A 15799-nucleotide genomic window follows, 5' to 3' on the forward strand; every position below is an offset into this window, starting at 1 on the left:
CGCGATTCTGACCAGGCGCGGCGCGTCAGTCCCCGATGCCGAACAGCTTCTCGATGAAATTGCGGTCATCCTTCTGGGCGCGCCGTGCCGGCGCGGCCTGGCGCGGCGCCGGCGCCTCCGGCTCGCCGAGGATCTGACCGAGGAGCCCGCCCGGGCCGGCCGGGGCGGCGCTCGCCACCGAGGCGGTCGTCTCCGGCTGCCGGCGCCAGCGATTCAGGCCCGGGAGCGGGACCGGCGTCTGCCCCTTCAGCGCCTGGGTCATGTAGGTCTTCCAGATCTCCGCCGGCAGGTTGCCGCCGGTGACCTTCTTGGTGAGCTCGCCGTCGTCGTTGCCGAGCCAGACCCCGGTCACGAGGCTGCCCGAGAAGCCCATGAACCACGCGTCGCGGTAATCCTGCGTGGTGCCGCTCTTCCCCGCGAGGTCCCAGCCGGGGATGTCGGCCTTCTTGCCGGTGCCGCTCACGAAGGTCTCGTGCATCATGGCGTTCATCATGCCGTCGGCGTTGGCGTCGATGACCCGGCCCAGACCGTTGTCGGAGCGCTTGTAGAGCACCTTCCCGTCCTGGCTCTTCACGGCGGTGACGACGTACGGGATCACGCCGATGCCGCCGTTGGCGAAGGCCCCGTAGGCGCCGACCATCTCCAGGAGCGTGACCTCGGACGTACCGAGGGCGATGGACCCGTTGGCCTGGAGCGGCGAGGTGATGCCGAGGCGCTGGGCGGTCTGGACCACGGTCTTCGGACCGACCTCCTGGCCGAGGCGCACCGCGACCGTGTTGAGCGACTGGGCGAGCGCCGTCCGCAGCGTGACGGGGCCCTCATAGCGGTGGGAGTAGTTCTCCGGCGCCCAGTTGCCGATCCGGATCGGCGCGTCCTCCCGGACCGTGTCGGGCGTGGCGCCGTGCTCCACGGCCGCGAGGTAGACGAACGGCTTGAACGAGGAGCCGGGCTGACGCTTGGCGGTCGTGGCCCGGTTGAACTGGCTCTGCGCGTAGTCGCGGCCGCCGATCAGGGCGCGGATGGCGCCGTCGGGCCGCATCGAGACCAGGGCGCCCTGGCTGACGTTGTAGCGCGTCCCCTTCGCGTTGAGCTCGTCGGTCAGCGCCTTCTCGGCCGCCGCCTGGAGGCTGGGATCGACGGTGGTCTGGACCGTGATGTCGGTGTCGAACTTGCCGACGTAATCGTCGAGCACGTCCATCACGAGGTCGGCGACGTAGTTGGCCGACCCGCCGCCGCGGGCGTTGGCGGGCTTCGCCGGCTGGGCGAGCGCCACCTTGACGTCCTGCGCCGACGCGAAGCCCAGCTCCTGCATGGCGGCGAGGACCTGGGCGGCGCGGGCCTGGGCGGCCGGCAGGTTGCGGTTCGGGGCGAGGCGCGAGGGCGCCTGCACGAGCCCGCCGAGCATCGCGGCCTGCGCGAGGCTCACCTCCTTGGCGGGCTTGCCGAAATAGCGCTGCGCCGCCGCCTCGACGCCGTAGGCGCCGGCGCCGAAATAGACGCGGTTCAGGTAGAGTTCGAGGATCTCGTCCTTGGTGTACTTGTGCTCGAGCCAGAGCGCGAGGATCGCCTCCTGGATCTTGCGCGAGGCCGAGCGCTCCGGGGTCAGGAACAGGTTCTTGGCGAGCTGCTGGGTCAGGGTCGAGCCGCCCTGCGCCACGCCGCGACGGGTCAGGTTCTGGCCGATGGCCCGGACGATGCCGACGGGATCCACGCCGAAATGCTGGTAGAAGCGCCGATCCTCGATCGCCACGAAGGCGCGCGGCAGGTAGGGCGGCAGCTCCTTGATCGACACCACACGGCCGCCGGTCTCGCCGCGATTGGCGAGCAGCGAGCCGTCGCTCGCCAGGATGGCGATGTTGGGCGGCCGCTTCGGCACCGCGAGCTGGTCGATCGGCGGCAGTTGCGACGCGTGGTAGGCGATGAGGCCGGCGAGCCCGATCACCCCCCAGAGGCCGAGGACGACGGTGCCGTAGACGATGCGGCCGAGCCAGGAACGCCGGCGTCGTCCGCGACCCGAGGCCTTCGCCCGCCCCGTGGTCCGCGCCGGCGCCTTGTTCGGCTGCCGCGCTCCGCCGCCCGATCGCTTCGCCACGCCGTCTCCTGCTCCCGGCCGGTCTTCCCGAGTCAGGCGCAGGTCGAGTTCGCCGCGATCCCGCGCGCGCCCCTCGGGCACGTCGAAGTTCGGCTCAATCCTGCCCCGACCCTTGGCCATGCATCCCGTCTTCGAATGTTCCGCCACGACGCGCGTCTGTCCGGCGCACCGCAGGACGGTCTCCGCACGCCAAATGCGGCGGTTTCGCGCCCCGTCCGGAAACGACACGGAGGCCGGCGCCGCCGGCCGTCCTTGTCGAAACCGTTTGTGACCGCTTCGCGGTACGGTGCGGAAAAAGGCTGGCCATTCCGTTAAGGACCGCGCCGGACCGGCCGGATCGAAGCCGGACGCCGCGCCGCGGCGCGGGGCGCAGCTAGTGCGCGGCGCCCTGAAGCTCGCCCGTGCTCGCCAGGATCGTCTCCTGCAGCGCGGTCGCCGCCGCGTGCTGGCGCCCCGGGCCCAATACGACGAACTCGACCGCGCCGAGCGGAGGCAGGCCGACCGCCTCGGGGATCGCCGCGAGACCTGGCGGCATGACCTTGGCCGAGTGCGGCGCGATGCCCAGGCCGGCCTCGACGGCGGCCCGCAAGCCCATCAGGCTGCCGCTCGTGCATACCACCCGCCAGGACCGGCCCACCGTCTCGAGGGCGTCGAGCGCCAGCGTGCGGGTCATCGAGGGCGGCGGGTAGAGCACCAGGGGCAAGGGCTTGGCCGGATCCGGGACGAAGCCGGGCCGGCCCGCCCAGATCAGGTCCTCGGTCCAGGCCAAGGTTCCGCGCGGATCGCCGCGCCGGCGCTTGCAGAAGATCACGTCGAGCTCGCCCGCGTCGTAGCCCTGGTAGAGGGTGCGGCTCAGCCCGACCGTGATCTGGAGATCGACCGCGTCGTGCCGACCGGCGAAGCGGGCCAGCACCTGCGCCAGGGTCGACAGGGTGTAGTCCTCGGAGACGCCGAGACGGATGCGGCCGCGCAGGCCGCCCGGCGAGAAGAAGGCGCGCAGCCGGTCCTGCGCGTCCACCACCTCGCGGGCGAAGCCGATCATGGCCTGGCCGTCCGGCGTCGGAGCGACCCGGTGCGTGTCCCGCGTCAGGAGCGGCCGACCGAGAGCCTGCTCCAGCCGCGCGATGTGCCCGCTCACGGTGGATTGCCGGAGGCCGAGCGCCTGGGCCGCGGCCGTGAAGCTGCTGCTCTCGACGACCGCCAGGAACGAGCGCAGCAGCTCGATGTTCAGGTTGCCTATCATGGTTCACGATAACCGATATCGGTAACGCCGCGGGCTCGCGCGGCGTTAGGGTTCGAGATGGACCCGTCCCCGGGCCGCGCCGCGGAGCCTCGTTCGATGTCCGCACCCGTGATCGTGACCACACTCTTCGTCGGCGGCCTCGTGGCGATTTCGACACTCGGACGGTGGGCCGTACAGGTCACGGAGGTGCTCGCCTCCCTGCTGGCGACCGCCACCGTGCTGGTCGTGATCCTGTACCTCTGCGACCGCTGGCCGGACTACTTCGCCAACCCGCGGATGCCGGTCGGCACGATGGCGGCACCCTTCGCCGACTGAGACGATGACCCGTCCCGCGCGGTCGCAGAATCCGGGGAGCGGCCCCTCGGCGGGCGCCGCCCTGGCGTTCGTCGCAGGCTTCGTCGACGCGGCCGCCTTCATCGCCCTGACCGGCCTGTTCACCGCCCACGTCACCGGTAACTTCGTCCTGATCGGCGCCGAGCTCGTCGCGAGCTCGAGCGGCGTGGTGGCCAAGCTCCTGGCGCTGCCCGTCTTCGTCGGGGCGGTGGCGGGAGCCCGGGTTCTGGCCCTGGTGCTGGAGCGGCGGGGAGTCGATCCCCTGCCCTGGCTCCTCGCCGTCGAGGTGGCCCTGCTCGCGGGGTTCGGTCTGTGCGGCACCGTTTGGTCACCCCTCGGCGCGGCGGACGGCGCCGCCTCCATCACCGTCGGCATGCTCGCGGTCGCGGCCATGGGCCTGCAGAACGCCGTCGGACGCCTGTCACTCGGCCATCTCGCGCCCACGACGGTCATGACCGTCAGCGTCAGCCAGGCCGTCATCGACGCGACGGACCTCGCCTTGGGCAGCGGCGAACAGCGCGAGCAGACCCGGAAGCGGTTCCTGCGCGTGCTCCCGGCGATCGCGGCCTTCGCCGCGGGCGCGCTCTGCGGAGCCTACGGGATCGCGCATCTCGCCTTCGGCAGCATCGTCCTGCCACTCGGCGTTCTCGTAGTCCTGATCGTCGCGTCCGCGGCGCCCGCCGACGCGGGCGCCGTCCCGTGAGGAGCCGCCCCGCGCGGCGGTCAGGCGGCGACCGGCGTCACGGCTCGGCCGAGGGCTCGGCGGCCGGCTTGCCGAGCACCCGGCGGGCCTCGGCGAGCAACACGGGGTGGCGGGCAGCCTGCGGACCGGCATCCGGCGTCTCGCGGCCGAGCCGCGCGATGCGCGCCCGGAACAGGCGCCGGCGCAGGCCGAACCGTCGGACGCTCATCAGCAGCGCCTGAAGCACGAGGCGGACGGCCTCCGTCCGCTCGCGCTCCTCCACGATCGCCGCCGCGAGAGCGGCCTCGCGGCTGAGCGCGGCCTGGAGCTCGTCCCGGACGGCGGCGCGGGCCGCCTCGTCCCTGCGCGCCGCGTCGAGCTGGATCCGGCATTCCTGCAACGCGCTGAGCAGCAGAAGCTCCTGCGCGGACGCATCCCTCATCAAGGCCTCCCGGGGCGCCCTCTCCCGTCCGAGACGGGGCGTTCCGCCCGATCACCGACGCGCCGGCCGCGGACCGGCCCGCGCGCGTCCTCGTGCGACGCCATAGCGAGCGCGGCCGCTGGCCGGAAGCCGCCGACCGGATTATTCGGCACGCGGACCGCGAACCACGGGGGGAATCGGGGACGTGCAGATTCGGATCGCTCTGGCCTTCGGGGCCATCACCCTGGGAGGCGGCGCGCTCGCGCCCGCCCCGGCCCAGGCCTATCAGCTCGACACGGTGAACCTGGTCGGTTGTGCGCAGGAGGGCGGCGTCTGCCGGATGCCCTACCCCACCAATGTCTATTACGGCGTGCCCGGCCGGACGAACGGCCGGCCCTTCCCGCAGGGCGGCGTCGTGCCCTGCAACACCCAGACCTTCGGCGATCCGGCACCGGGCCAGGCGAAGAGCTGCTGGTACGCCCCGCGCATCAACGCGGGCGGCGGTGGCGGCTACGGCGGCGGCGGTAGTGGCTACGGCGGCGGCGGAGGCTACGGCGGCGGGGGCTACGGCGGCGGGGGCTACGGCGGCGGCTACCGCAACGACGGGTACGATGACCGACGCGACGCCTACCGCGACCGCCGCGACTACGACCGCCCGCCGGTGCGCCGCCCCTACGACGACGATTACGGTCCGGGCCCGCGCCGCTACCGGGGTGATCCGGACGAGTATTGATCTCGGTCGAGCAGGGCAGACGCGGGAACGTATTTGCCCTGTTAACCGCCATCCGGCATCGTCCGGCTCCGCGGAGCTCTCTCCGCGGAGCCGCGGGACCGGACGGAGGAGCTGATGACGGAGAATCGCCGCGGCGCTTTCCGGAAGAACGCTTTCACCTTCGGCGCGGTACTGCTCGACGGCGGCGAGGTGAGCTGCCTGGTCTGGGACGCCACGGACGTGGGCGCGCAGATCGAGGTCGAGGACGATCAGGCCGTGCCGGACCGCTTCCCGCTTCGGGTCAGCGCCGGCGCCGAACCGCGCCCGGCCACCGTGGCGTGGCGACGCAGCCGGCGGATCGGCATCGCCTTCGACGGCTGAGCCCCTCTCAGGTCGCCTGCAGGGCCGGGCGCGGGCGGCGCCCGGACGCCACCAGCCGGAACCGGCGCGGCCGCACGAACAGCAGGTCGAGCGCCGTCCCGCGGACCAGCCGCTCCAGCGCCAGCGGCAGAACGACCGCCATCGTCATGACCGCGAGGCTCGCGAGGCCGATATCGGCGATCGCGCCGGTGCGCACGAGGACCTCCCGGGTCGCGGCCATGGGCAGCGAGAAGGCGAGGTAGATCACGATCGAGCGCTGGCCGCAGGTCCGGACAGCCTCCGCGACCGGGCCGCCGGCGCGGCCGATCAGGGAGGCCGCGACCACGATCGCGAGGGCACCGGCGGCGCCGAGGGCGAGGCTCACCAGCGGCAGGCTGGCGAGGGTCGGATGGTCCGGCAGGCCCGACGGGGTCAGCGCGAGCCAGCCCTCGAGGAATGCCCAGGCGGCGAGTCCGCACAGGGCGAGCGGGACGCGGCGGCGCGCCGCGTCGGCGAGCGCGAAGATCCGGCCGGCGAACAGGTAACCCGCGACGAAGAAGACGTAACGGGCGCAGAATTCCTCGATCAGGGTCGACTCGCTGCGGATGTCGGCGATCTGCAGCAGGGCGGCGCCGGCGAGGAGCACGCCGCCGGGCACGCGACGCAGGGCCTTGGTGACCACCGAGAACACCGCCAGCAGGTAGATGAACCAGAGGCTGGAATAGGGCTCGATCAGCGCGTGGGCGAGGTGCGCCGCGAAGGCCGCGGGCCCGGCATCCCCGACGATCTTGCCGTATCTGGCAACCGACTGGATCACCAGCCAGAGCAGGTAGAAATAGGCGAAGTGGACGACCCGGCGGTCGGAGAACAGCCGCCAGTCGCGGTCGATCACCCGTCCGACGAACAGGCCGGAGAGCAGGAAGAAGTCCGGGATCCGGAACGGCTTCGCGAAGGCGACGACCGGGTGGAGGAAGCCCTCGCCGCCCATGGCCTCGCCGGTACCGATGACCGAATGCATCATGACGACCAGGAGGATGCAGATCCCCTTGGCGATATCGACCCAGGCGAGCCGATCTCCCGTATCACCGACCCCGGCCATCGACCCACCCCTCGCGATCGGGGCGATCCTGGACCGGTTCGGGTTGACGGCAAGGAACGGGGCGGCGGCCACCTGCGGATGTGACGAACGCGCGGTAAACGCCGGCCGGTCAGTTGCTGCGCCGCGCCGACCGCCGCGCACGGGTCATGCGCGTCGCCGCGTGGAAATCGTCGGGCTTGCCGCGGACCCAGACGAGGAAGCGCGCGATCTCCGGATCGGCGCGCAGCGCCTCGACGTCCGCGAGGCGCTTGGCGATCTCCGCCTCGCTGTAGCGGGCGTGGATCGCCGAGTGGCAGATCTGGTGCAGCCGGACCGTTCCGCGATGGGTCCCGCCCTTGAGCTTCGGCGTGAGGTGATGGAGGCTGGAGCGGGCGCGGCGCGGGATCGGGCGCTCGCAGAGGGGACAGACCGGGTCCGGCGGGCCCGGAACGCCCGGCGCGTCCGGATCCTCGGCGCTCCAGCGCTGCGAGCGCCGTCCGACCACGCGAGCCTCCCTCTCCTACCCCTGCTGGTCCGCCGGCTGCGGGCAGGCCGGACCGACGCGCGACCCGAACAGCGCCTCGGCCTCGCGATCCCGGATCCCGAGGATGGAGACGTGGTCCCCCGGGATCACGTCGATCCGGGCCCGGGGGCCGGCCGCCTCGGCGAGGTTCCGCGCCAGCTTGGCCGGCACGACCGTGTCGTCGCGGCCCTGCACGATCAGCACGGGCGCCGTCCCACCGCGGATGCGCAGGTCCGAGCGGTACGTGTCGCGCAGGAGCCAGATCGGGGCTAGCGGGACATGCAGCCGCACGGTGTGGGTCATCGAGTCGAAGGGCGCCTCCAGGTACAGCCCGATCGCCGGCACCCGCTCGGCGACGGCCACGGCCACGGCAGCCCCGAGGGAATGGCCGTGGAGCAGGATCGGCGCGCCGGGCGCCCGCGCCCGCGCGGCCTCGACGGCCGCCAGCCCGTCGCGGATCAGCCCGTCCTCGCTCGGACTCCCGGTCGAGCCGGGATAGCCGCGATAGGCCACGGAGAGCACACCCCAGCCGCCCGCCCGCCAGGGCCCCGCGGCGAATCGCGCCGCGTGCGGCTCGGGGCGCGACCCGTTGCCGTGGAAGCTGACGACGACGCCGCAGCCCGGCCGCGGCGGCCGCCACAGACCGTGCAGGCTCTCGCCGTCGGGGGTCGCGACCGTGATCGTCGCGAGGCCGGGCGGGATCGTCCACGGGTTCTGCGGACCGAAGGCGCCCGGGTAGAGGAACCGCCGCTGCCCGAGCGCGAGCGCGGCGCAGGCCAGGCCGCAGAGCAGGAGCGCGGCGAGCAGGAGGCCGGCGAGGAGGCGCATGCGGTCTGGGAGAGCGAGGGCGTTCGGACGAACGGTTTCCGGGATGTGTTTTCTAGGGCGACGGGTCAGCATTGACAAAGCCGTCCGCGAGCCCGAGTCTGGAACCGTTCCGAGGGGGGCCCTGCAGAGGGCTGAGATTGGGCACGCTGCCCTGACCCTTGAACCTGATCCGGCTCATACCGGCGGAGGGACGGGAACCTGCGGTCGCCTCTCGCGCGACCTCATCTCATCTCGGCCATCGCGTGGACCGGACCGCTCCAGCACGAGGAGAGGCCCACGATGAACGCACCCGTTCTCCCGAAGGACGTGAAAGGCAGCCCCGAGACCGTGACCACGGGTCCGGTGACCGGATCGCGCAAGGCCTACGCGAGCCCGGCCGGGCGGCCGGACATCCGCGTACCCTACCGCGAGATCGTCCTCTCCGATCCGAAGGAGGAACCGGTGCGGGTCTACGACCCGTCGGGCCCCTACACGGAGACCGATGCCCGCATCGACCTCAATGCCGGCCTCCCCGGCGTGCGCGAGCCCTGGATCGCGGCGCGCGGCTACGCGTCCGTCGCCCCGCGCGCGGTGAAGCCCGAGGATAACGGTTTCGCGGGCGACAAGCTCGTGGCCCCCTGCCCGGCCGAGCGGACCGTCCGCAAGGCGGCCCCGGGCCAGATGGTGACCCAGTACGAGTTCGCCCGCGCGGGGATCATCACCGAGGAGATGATCTACGTCGCCCATCGCGAGAACGTCTGCCGCGAGGCGATGCTCGCGGGCGCCGAGGCCGCGCTCGCCGACGGCCAGAGCTTCGGGGCCTCGGTCCCGCCCTTCATCACCCCGGAATTCGTGCGCGACGAGATCGCCCGCGGCCGGGCGATCATCCCGGCCAACATCAACCACACCGAGCTGGAGCCGATGGCGATCGGCCGGAACTTCCTGGTCAAGATCAACGCCAATATCGGCAACTCGGCCGTGACCTCCTCGGCGGCCGACGAGGTCGAGAAGCTCGTCTGGTCGATCCGCTGGGGCGCCGACACGGTCATGGACCTGTCCACCGGCCGCAACATCCACAACATCCGCTCGTGGATCATCCGCAACAGCCCGGTTCCGATCGGCACGGTGCCGATCTACCAGGCGCTGGAGAAGGTCGGCGGCGACCCGCTGAAGCTCGACTGGGAGGTCTTCAAGGACACGCTGATCGAGCAGGCCGAGCAGGGCATCGACTACTTTACCATCCATGCCGGCGTGCGGCTCGCCCACGTGCCGCTGACCGCCCGGCGCGTCACCGGCATCGTCTCGCGCGGCGGCTCGATCATGGCCCGATGGTGCCTCGCCGGGCACCGGGAATCGTTCCTCTACGAGCGGTTCGACGAGATCTGCGACATCATGCGGGCCTACGACGTCTCGTTCTCGCTGGGTGACGGCCTGCGCCCGGGCTCGATCGCCGACGCCAACGACGCCGCCCAGTTCGGCGAGCTCGAGACGCTGGGCGAGCTGACCAAGGTCGCCTGGGACAAGGGCTGTCAGGTGATGATCGAGGGCCCCGGCCACGTGCCGATGCACAAGATCAAGGTCAACATGGAGAAGCAGCTGAAGGAGTGCGGCGAGGCGCCGTTCTACACCCTCGGCCCGCTGACCACCGACATCGCGCCCGGCTACGACCACATCACCTCGGGCATCGGCGCCGCGATGATCGGCTGGTTCGGCACCGCGATGCTCTGCTACGTCACGCCGAAGGAGCATCTCGGCCTGCCCGACCGGGACGACGTGAAGACCGGCGTCATCACCTACAAGATCGCCGCCCACGCCGCCGACCTCGCCAAGGGGCATCCCGCCGCGCAGCTCCGGGACGACGCGCTCAGCCGCGCCCGGTTCGACTTCCGCTGGGAGGACCAGTTCAACCTGGGCCTCGACCCGGATACGGCGCGGCGCTTCCACGACGAGACCCTGCCGAAGGATGCCCACAAGGTCGCGCATTTCTGCTCGATGTGCGGGCCGAAATTCTGCTCGATGAAGATCACGCAGGACCTGCGCGCCGAGGTGCTGGCGATGGAGGAGGCCGGCGATGTCGTGGGCGCGGCGCCCGCGATGTCGAAGGCCGAGGCCGAAGCCGGCATGCGGGCGAAGTCGCAGGAGTTCCTGGCCGAGGGCGGCAAGCTCTACGTCGACGCCGCCGAGTGAGGTGACGGCACGCCCGGTCCGCTCAGGACCCGGGCGTGCCGCCGTACGGGACCTCGATACCGAGCATGTCGCCCGGGCGGGTGCATCCAGCCTCAGGCGGCTCCCCTCGGGCGGCCCGGAGGCGGTCGACGCGGCCTCGCAAAGCATCCGCGTATCCCGATCCTGGACAATGCACTGGACCGAGCGCTGCGACTGCCCGCGCGGCGCGACGACGATGAAGCGGTCGCGGGAGACCTCGATCGGCCCGCGTCCGTGGATCGCGTGGAGCCGCGCCGCGACCGCGCAGCGGTGCGCGCGGATGAACTGCGCGGGCGTTCCCGGATCGCCCGGCGCGCCGAGCGCCGCCGTCCCCGCCAGGATGAGCATCGCCGGCATCCTGGACAGGGCGTGCTGCACGTAGCGCTGTGCGGATCGCGGCCCCGTCCCCGGAAGACGAGCGGGACAGCGGCCGAGTCGGCGTCAGTGAAAAAGCAGCGCGGATTTGTGTCGCGGCGGTAACGCGATGTTCATCGCGTCTCCGATCGCGCGCCAGCATCCGGTGGACCGGCAGGAGCCATTAAGGAACGATTAGGCAGGACCGCGCCTCAATCCTTCGATCACAGGATCGCAGGAGACCGGCGATGGAGATCCGAACGCTGACATCCACGACGCCGGGGCCGCAGGGCCTCGACGCGCTCGGAGCGACGGCCGCCGCCGCCGTGACCCAGCAGGCGCCCGAGCCCAAGACCCCCGCCAAGCCGCTCGAGCCCGCGGTGAAGCTCGACATCGGCACGAACGGCGGCAAGGCGCGCTACATCCAGGACCCGGACACGAGCTCGATCGTGTTCCAGGTGGTCGATCCGTCGTCCGGCAACGTGATCGACCAGCTCCCGAGCGAGACCGCCCTGCGCAATCGTGCCTACGATTCCGCCCGCAGCGCGGAGGGTTCGCAGAGCGGCAGCCTCTCCCGCGTCGCCTGAGGGCCGTCGCTCAGGCGCGCAGCCGGCGGACCGAGTCTTCGACCGGCGGCGCGGCCAGGCCGAACTGCGCCAGCGACAGGATCTCCACCGGCGCGTCCCGCCGCGCGACGAGGACGCTGTTCTCGGCGACCGTCGTCCAGGCGCCGTGGTCCCGGTCGAGCGGCTCCGAGGCGACCACCACACCGTCCTCCGAGGCGCGGTAATAGAGCGAGTTCGCCTTGTCGTTCGCGGCGTACCGGAACGCGTAGAGATCGCGGCCGTCCGCCAGCGCCGCCGTGAACCGGAACGGATGCGCTCCGGCGAGGTCCGTGAGCCGCGCGAGCGCGCGCGCCGTCGCGTCGACCGGATCGCGGCGCGACCCCGGGCCCATCAGGCCGCAGCCCAGCAATCCCAGGAAGATCGCCTCGGAATCGGTGGTGCCGGCGCGCGACGGGTAGAGCTCGTCGGGGATCAGCGCCTCGACCGGCCGCCGCAGGCGGCTCCAGTCGCCGATATAGCCGTTGTGCATGAACAGCCACGGGCCGCAAGCGAAGGGATGACAGTTCGGCCGGGTGATCGGCGTCCCGGTCGCGGCGCGCACGTGCGCGAAGAACAGGTGCGAACGCAGGTGCCGGCACAGGTAGCGGAGGTTGTCGTCCGACCAGGCGGGCTGGACCTCGCGGTACCGGCCCGGCTCCGGGTGATCGCCGTACCAGCCGAGGCCGAACCCGTCGCCGTTGGTCGCCGCGGTCGATTCGAGCGCCGCGATGCTCTGCGAGACGAGGCTGTGGGACGGCTCGGTGACGTAGTGCTCCAGCGGGATGGTGCGTCCCGCATAGGCGATCCAGCGGCACATCGACGGGCTTCTCCGGGTGTCTGTCGGCCGGCTGATCCGGGACGATCGTGGACAAAGCGCGGCACCTTGAGCGCGCGGTCGATCACGATCTGTCGCGAAAGCCGTGCCGCGGCCCGTCTCAGACGCCGTGGGTCTGGAGCCAGCTCTCCAGAAGAGCCACCTGCCAGAGCTTCGAGTTGCCCTTGGGCGTCAGCGTGCCGTCGGGATCGGCGAGCAGGTGATCGACGTAGGCGCGGTTGAAGATGCCGCGCGCGCGCGCCTCGGGCCGGTCGAGGATCTCGCGGACGTAGTCGAGGAACGGGCCGCGGATGTGCTTCAGGGCGGGCACGGGGAAATACCCCTTCTTGCGGTCGATCACCTCGGCCGGGACAACCGCCCGCGCGGCTTCCTTCAGGATGTACTTGCCGCCGTCCCGGACCTTGAGCTCCGCCGGGATGCGGGCCGCCAGCTCGACGAGGTCGTGGTCGAGGAACGGCACCCGCGCCTCGAGGCCGCAGGCCATCGTCATGTTGTCGACCCGCTTGACCGGGTCGTCGACCATCATGACCTCCTGGTCGAGCTGCAGGGTCTTGTCGATGGCGCTGGCGCTCCGCGACTTCGCGAAGAAGGCGGCGATGTAGTCGGTGCTGTGATCGCCCCCCAGCATGTCGGGCGTCAGAGCCTCGCGCATCTCGGCGTGGTCGCGGTCGAAATACGCTTTCGCGTAATCGGCGACCGGGTCGGTCGAGCCCATCAGCTTGGGGTACCAGTGATAGCCGCCGAACACCTCGTCGGCGCCCTGCCCGCTCTGGATCACCGTCACGTGCTTGGCGACCTCCTGCGAGAGCAGGAGGAAGGCCACCGCGTCGTGGCTCATCTGCGGTTCCGACATCGCCGCGATCGCCGCGGGCAGCGCTTCCAGCGTCCGGGAGCCGTCGACCGCCAGCTTCGTGTGGTCCGTGGCGAAGGTCTCGGCGACGATATCCGAGTACTTGAACTCGTCGCCCTCGACGCCGTTCACCGCGTCGAAGCCTACCGAGAAGGTCTTCAGGCCCTGCTGCCCGCTCCGCGCGAGCAGGGCCACGAGCAGCGAGCTGTCCAGGCCACCCGAGAGCAGGACGCCCGTCGGGACGTCGGCGACCTGCCTGCGCTCGACGGCGGTGCCCAGGGCATCGAGAACGGCCTCGCGCCAGTCCGCCTCGGTCCGGCCGCGGTCGGCCTCGCGGGGTCCGATCGCGAGTGTCCAGTAGGTCGACGCGTGCTGCGTCCCGTCCTGCTCGATCGTCAGGATCGTCGCCGGTGCCAGCTTGCGCACACCCTTGAGAATGGTGAGCGGGGCCGGCACGCCCGCGTGCCAGCTCATGTAATGGTGGAGGGCGACCGGATCGATCGCGGTATCGATGTCGCCGGCCGCGAGCAGGGCCGGGAGCGACGAGGCGAAGCGGAACCGGGTTTTCGTCTCGCTGTAGTAGAGCGGCTTCACGCCCAGCCGGTCGCGCGCCAGCACGACCCGCCCGGATTCCCGCTCCAGGATGGCGAACGCGAACATGCCGGCGAAGCGCTCGACGCAGGCACGGCCCCAGGCATGATAGGCCTTGAGCACCACCTCTGTGTCGCTGGCCGAGAAGAAGCTGTAGCCCGCCGCCTCGAGTTCGGCGCGCAGCGCGCGGAAATTGTAGATGCAGCCGTTGAACACGATCGCGAGCCCGAGCGCCGGATCGACCATGGGTTGCTGGCCGGCCTCGGACAGGTCGATGATCTTGAGCCTGCGATGGCCGAAGACGACCCGGCCGGAACCGAGAAGCCCCGCGGCGTCCGGCCCGCGCGGTTGCAGGCATCCCATCATCGCGTCGACGGCGGCGGGGTCCGCCGGCCTGTCGAAACAGATCTCGCCGCAGATTCCACACATGATGTCAGCAGGGTCTCGGTCGGGCGCGACGCACGCTCCGTCGAGCGAAACGGCCCGCGCGCCGCGGCGTTCCGCCGGTCCGGCCACGGCGGTGCGCCGGGTCCCGGCCCGACCGTCGGCGGATCGGGGCCGGGGACGACGGACCCGTTTGACGCCGTCGCCGTCGAACTGCTAGACCATAGCCGTACATGGGCGCACGGCGCCGTTCGGAGTTCGCGCTCCGCGACAGACCGTTTCCGTGCAGACCATGTCGGCGGGCGTAGTTCAGTGGTAGAACGTCAGCTTCCCAAGCTGAATGTCGTCGGTTCGATCCCGATCGCCCGCTCCAAAAAAACCCGTAAGCGCGTAACGGGTTAGCAGCACAAACGCGGTCTCGCTGACGAAAGACCTTGAGGGGTCGTACAACGCGCGTACAACGGGCGTCTGCTCATTTGACGGTAACGGTGCGAATGGAACGTGCTGCGCAAGCGCAATCCCGCTCCTTCCTTGGTTCCGATATCGGCAGCCTCTGACCGCGTAAGATCGATTGCTTCTTGTAGATCCGGCGAGCGGCAGACGGTGCCGTGAGTATAATCATTGGCCCTATCTGGGCTTGGAGCGGCACCCGAGCCGTATCGCCGCTTGGCCGTCCGCTCGTCTCACAGTCTGAATCTCAGAGGTTCGAATCCCCTCAGCTCCATCACTTATTTTTCGCGTCAGAAAAACGAGTGGTGGCAATGATTTAGGAGACGACCACCCAAGCTTTCTCCCCACGACTCCCCATTTAAAGTACGGGTTTCTCCCCACGCTTAGATGCGCGGCGCAAGTTCGCTCCTTCGTTCGGTTCCTTCGCTGTCGTGCGGTTTTCACATAGCCCGCGACGCCCTGGCACTGGCTGAGTGACACGCAGATAGCAATGCGTTCGGCTTCGTAGCACCTTCGATAGTAGCATGCCACGAAGGAACGCGCAGCACGCGCCGTGGCAGGCAGTATCACATCGACGCCAGCGAGCCTCCGAACATCCCGACGATACGGTGATCGCAGAGCCAACAATGAGCGCGAAAACGCGCGGTAGCGGCGACCCGTGGCCGACCTGTCCTTAAAGAAAGCAGGTGCTGGCGGACGTCGCCTCGGGAAAATTGTTCTCGTTCTTGACGCGATTAGAGAGAGTGTGCGGAGCCGGTGATGGCCTCGGGCGGGGTCTGCGTCCCGCCGGAGAACTACTGGGCGGAGACCCAGGCGGTGCTGCGCCGCTACGACGTGCTGCTGGTGGCCGACGAGGTGATCTGCGGCTTCGGGCGCACGGGGGCGATGTTCGGCTGCGAGACCTTCGGCATCGAGCCGGACGTGATGGTGCTCTCGAAGCAGATCTCCTCCTCGTACATGCCCCTCTCGGCGATCCTGATGAACGCGAACTTCTACGAGCCGATCGCCGACGAATCCGCCCGGCTCGGCGTGCTCGGCCACGGCTACACGGCCTCGGGCCATCCCGTCGCCACCGCGGTGGGCCTGGAGAACATCTGGATCATCGAGGAGCGCGACCTCGTGGGCAATTGCCGGCGCCTCAGCCCGCTCTTCCTCGAGCGGCTGGTGGGGCTCGCCGAGCACCCCCTGGTGAAGACGTGGCGCGGCGTCGGCCTGATCGGGGCCCTCGAGCTGAAGCCCGCGACGGCACCCGGCGCGAAGCCCGGCGCGGCCGG

At 70.8% G+C, this 15799-nt stretch carries 14 protein-coding genes, 1 tRNA gene, 1 pseudogene and 1 riboswitch; of the genes and pseudogenes, 8 read left to right on the top strand and 8 right to left on the bottom strand.

Translation table 11 applies throughout. From position 1 onward, the window contains the following. Positions 1–25 precede the first annotated feature (25 nt). Positions 26–2212: a transglycosylase domain-containing protein gene (locus tag ACTJK8_RS30705; protein WP_012320121.1), complete on the bottom strand. Its 2187-nt coding sequence runs from the start codon at positions 2210–2212 to the stop codon at positions 26–28. A gap of 253 nt (positions 2213–2465) precedes the next feature. Beyond that, positions 2466–3335 (bottom strand): LysR family transcriptional regulator, encoded by an 870-nt coding sequence (locus tag ACTJK8_RS30710; protein WP_029357735.1) that lies wholly within the window; start codon positions 3333–3335, stop codon positions 2466–2468. Between the two features lie 96 nt (positions 3336–3431). Between ACTJK8_RS30710 and ACTJK8_RS30715 the strand changes: the two genes are divergently transcribed. After that, a complete protein-coding gene (locus ACTJK8_RS30715) occupies positions 3432–3650 on the top strand; it encodes a hypothetical protein (RefSeq protein WP_440763065.1) in 219 nt (72 codons plus the stop codon). A gap of 4 nt (positions 3651–3654) precedes the next feature. Continuing rightward, entirely contained in the window at positions 3655–4371 is a 717-nt protein-coding gene (locus ACTJK8_RS30720) for a YoaK family protein (RefSeq protein WP_012320124.1), read from the top strand. A 37-nt stretch (positions 4372–4408) separates the two neighbouring features. Here ACTJK8_RS30720 and ACTJK8_RS30725 read toward each other — a convergent pair whose 3' ends face one another. Continuing rightward, a complete protein-coding gene (locus tag ACTJK8_RS30725) occupies positions 4409–4792 on the bottom strand; it encodes a hypothetical protein (protein WP_012320125.1) in 384 nt (127 codons plus the stop codon). A 184-nt stretch (positions 4793–4976) separates the two neighbouring features. Here ACTJK8_RS30725 and ACTJK8_RS30730 point away from each other — a divergent pair, with 184 nt between their 5' ends. Next, complete coding sequence (locus tag ACTJK8_RS30730; RefSeq protein WP_024829484.1) at positions 4977–5504, top strand: hypothetical protein; 528 nt, start codon at positions 4977–4979, stop codon at positions 5502–5504. Positions 5505–5618: 114 nt separating this feature from the next. Next, complete coding sequence (locus ACTJK8_RS30735) at positions 5619–5864, top strand: hypothetical protein (protein WP_012320127.1); 246 nt, start codon at positions 5619–5621, stop codon at positions 5862–5864. Positions 5865–5871: 7 nt separating this feature from the next. Here ACTJK8_RS30735 and ACTJK8_RS30740 read toward each other — a convergent pair whose 3' ends face one another. From ACTJK8_RS30740 to ACTJK8_RS30750, 3 genes are all read right to left on the bottom strand, one after another. Beyond that, positions 5872–6942, bottom strand: coding sequence for an acyltransferase family protein (locus ACTJK8_RS30740; protein ID WP_116655929.1), 1071 nt, complete (start codon positions 6940–6942; stop codon positions 5872–5874). Positions 6943–7051: 109 nt separating this feature from the next. Next, positions 7052–7426, bottom strand: a complete 375-nt coding sequence (locus tag ACTJK8_RS30745) for a restriction endonuclease (RefSeq protein ID WP_029357731.1) — start codon at positions 7424–7426, stop codon at positions 7052–7054. A gap of 15 nt (positions 7427–7441) precedes the next feature. Next, positions 7442–8272 carry an alpha/beta hydrolase gene (locus tag ACTJK8_RS30750; protein WP_024829482.1) on the bottom strand — a complete coding sequence of 277 codons (831 nt, stop codon included), beginning with the start codon at positions 8270–8272 and terminating at the stop codon, positions 7442–7444. A gap of 102 nt (positions 8273–8374) precedes the next feature. Beyond that, positions 8375–8480: riboswitch (TPP riboswitch) on the top strand. Between the two features lie 71 nt (positions 8481–8551). Between ACTJK8_RS30750 and thiC the strand changes: the two genes are divergently transcribed. Next, the gene (gene thiC, locus ACTJK8_RS30755; RefSeq protein WP_440763066.1) at positions 8552–10438 is read left to right on the top strand and encodes a phosphomethylpyrimidine synthase ThiC; all 1887 of its coding nucleotides are present in this window, start codon (positions 8552–8554) and stop codon (positions 10436–10438) included. Between the two features lie 620 nt (positions 10439–11058). Next, complete coding sequence (locus ACTJK8_RS30760; protein ID WP_024829480.1) at positions 11059–11397, top strand: flagellar protein FlaG; 339 nt, start codon at positions 11059–11061, stop codon at positions 11395–11397. A 10-nt stretch (positions 11398–11407) separates the two neighbouring features. Here ACTJK8_RS30760 and ACTJK8_RS30765 read toward each other — a convergent pair whose 3' ends face one another. Continuing rightward, positions 11408–12232, bottom strand: coding sequence for a class II glutamine amidotransferase (locus tag ACTJK8_RS30765; RefSeq protein WP_059408383.1), 825 nt, complete (start codon positions 12230–12232; stop codon positions 11408–11410). Positions 12233–12350: 118 nt separating this feature from the next. Beyond that, positions 12351–14120, bottom strand: a complete 1770-nt coding sequence (locus tag ACTJK8_RS30770; RefSeq protein WP_012320134.1) for an N-acetylglutaminylglutamine amidotransferase — start codon at positions 14118–14120, stop codon at positions 12351–12353. Positions 14121–14373: 253 nt separating this feature from the next. On the opposite strand from ACTJK8_RS30770, the gene ACTJK8_RS30775 reads away from it, so the two are divergent. Then, a tRNA-Gly gene (locus ACTJK8_RS30775) sits at positions 14374–14448 on the top strand. Between the two features lie 827 nt (positions 14449–15275). Further along, a pseudogene (locus ACTJK8_RS30780) lies at positions 15276–15799 on the top strand (aminotransferase class III-fold pyridoxal phosphate-dependent enzyme); the annotation flags it as partial.

The sequence above is a fragment of the Methylobacterium sp. 22177 genome, assembly GCF_052045615.1.
GTDB classification, from domain to species: Bacteria; Pseudomonadota; Alphaproteobacteria; order Rhizobiales; family Beijerinckiaceae; genus Methylobacterium; species Methylobacterium radiotolerans.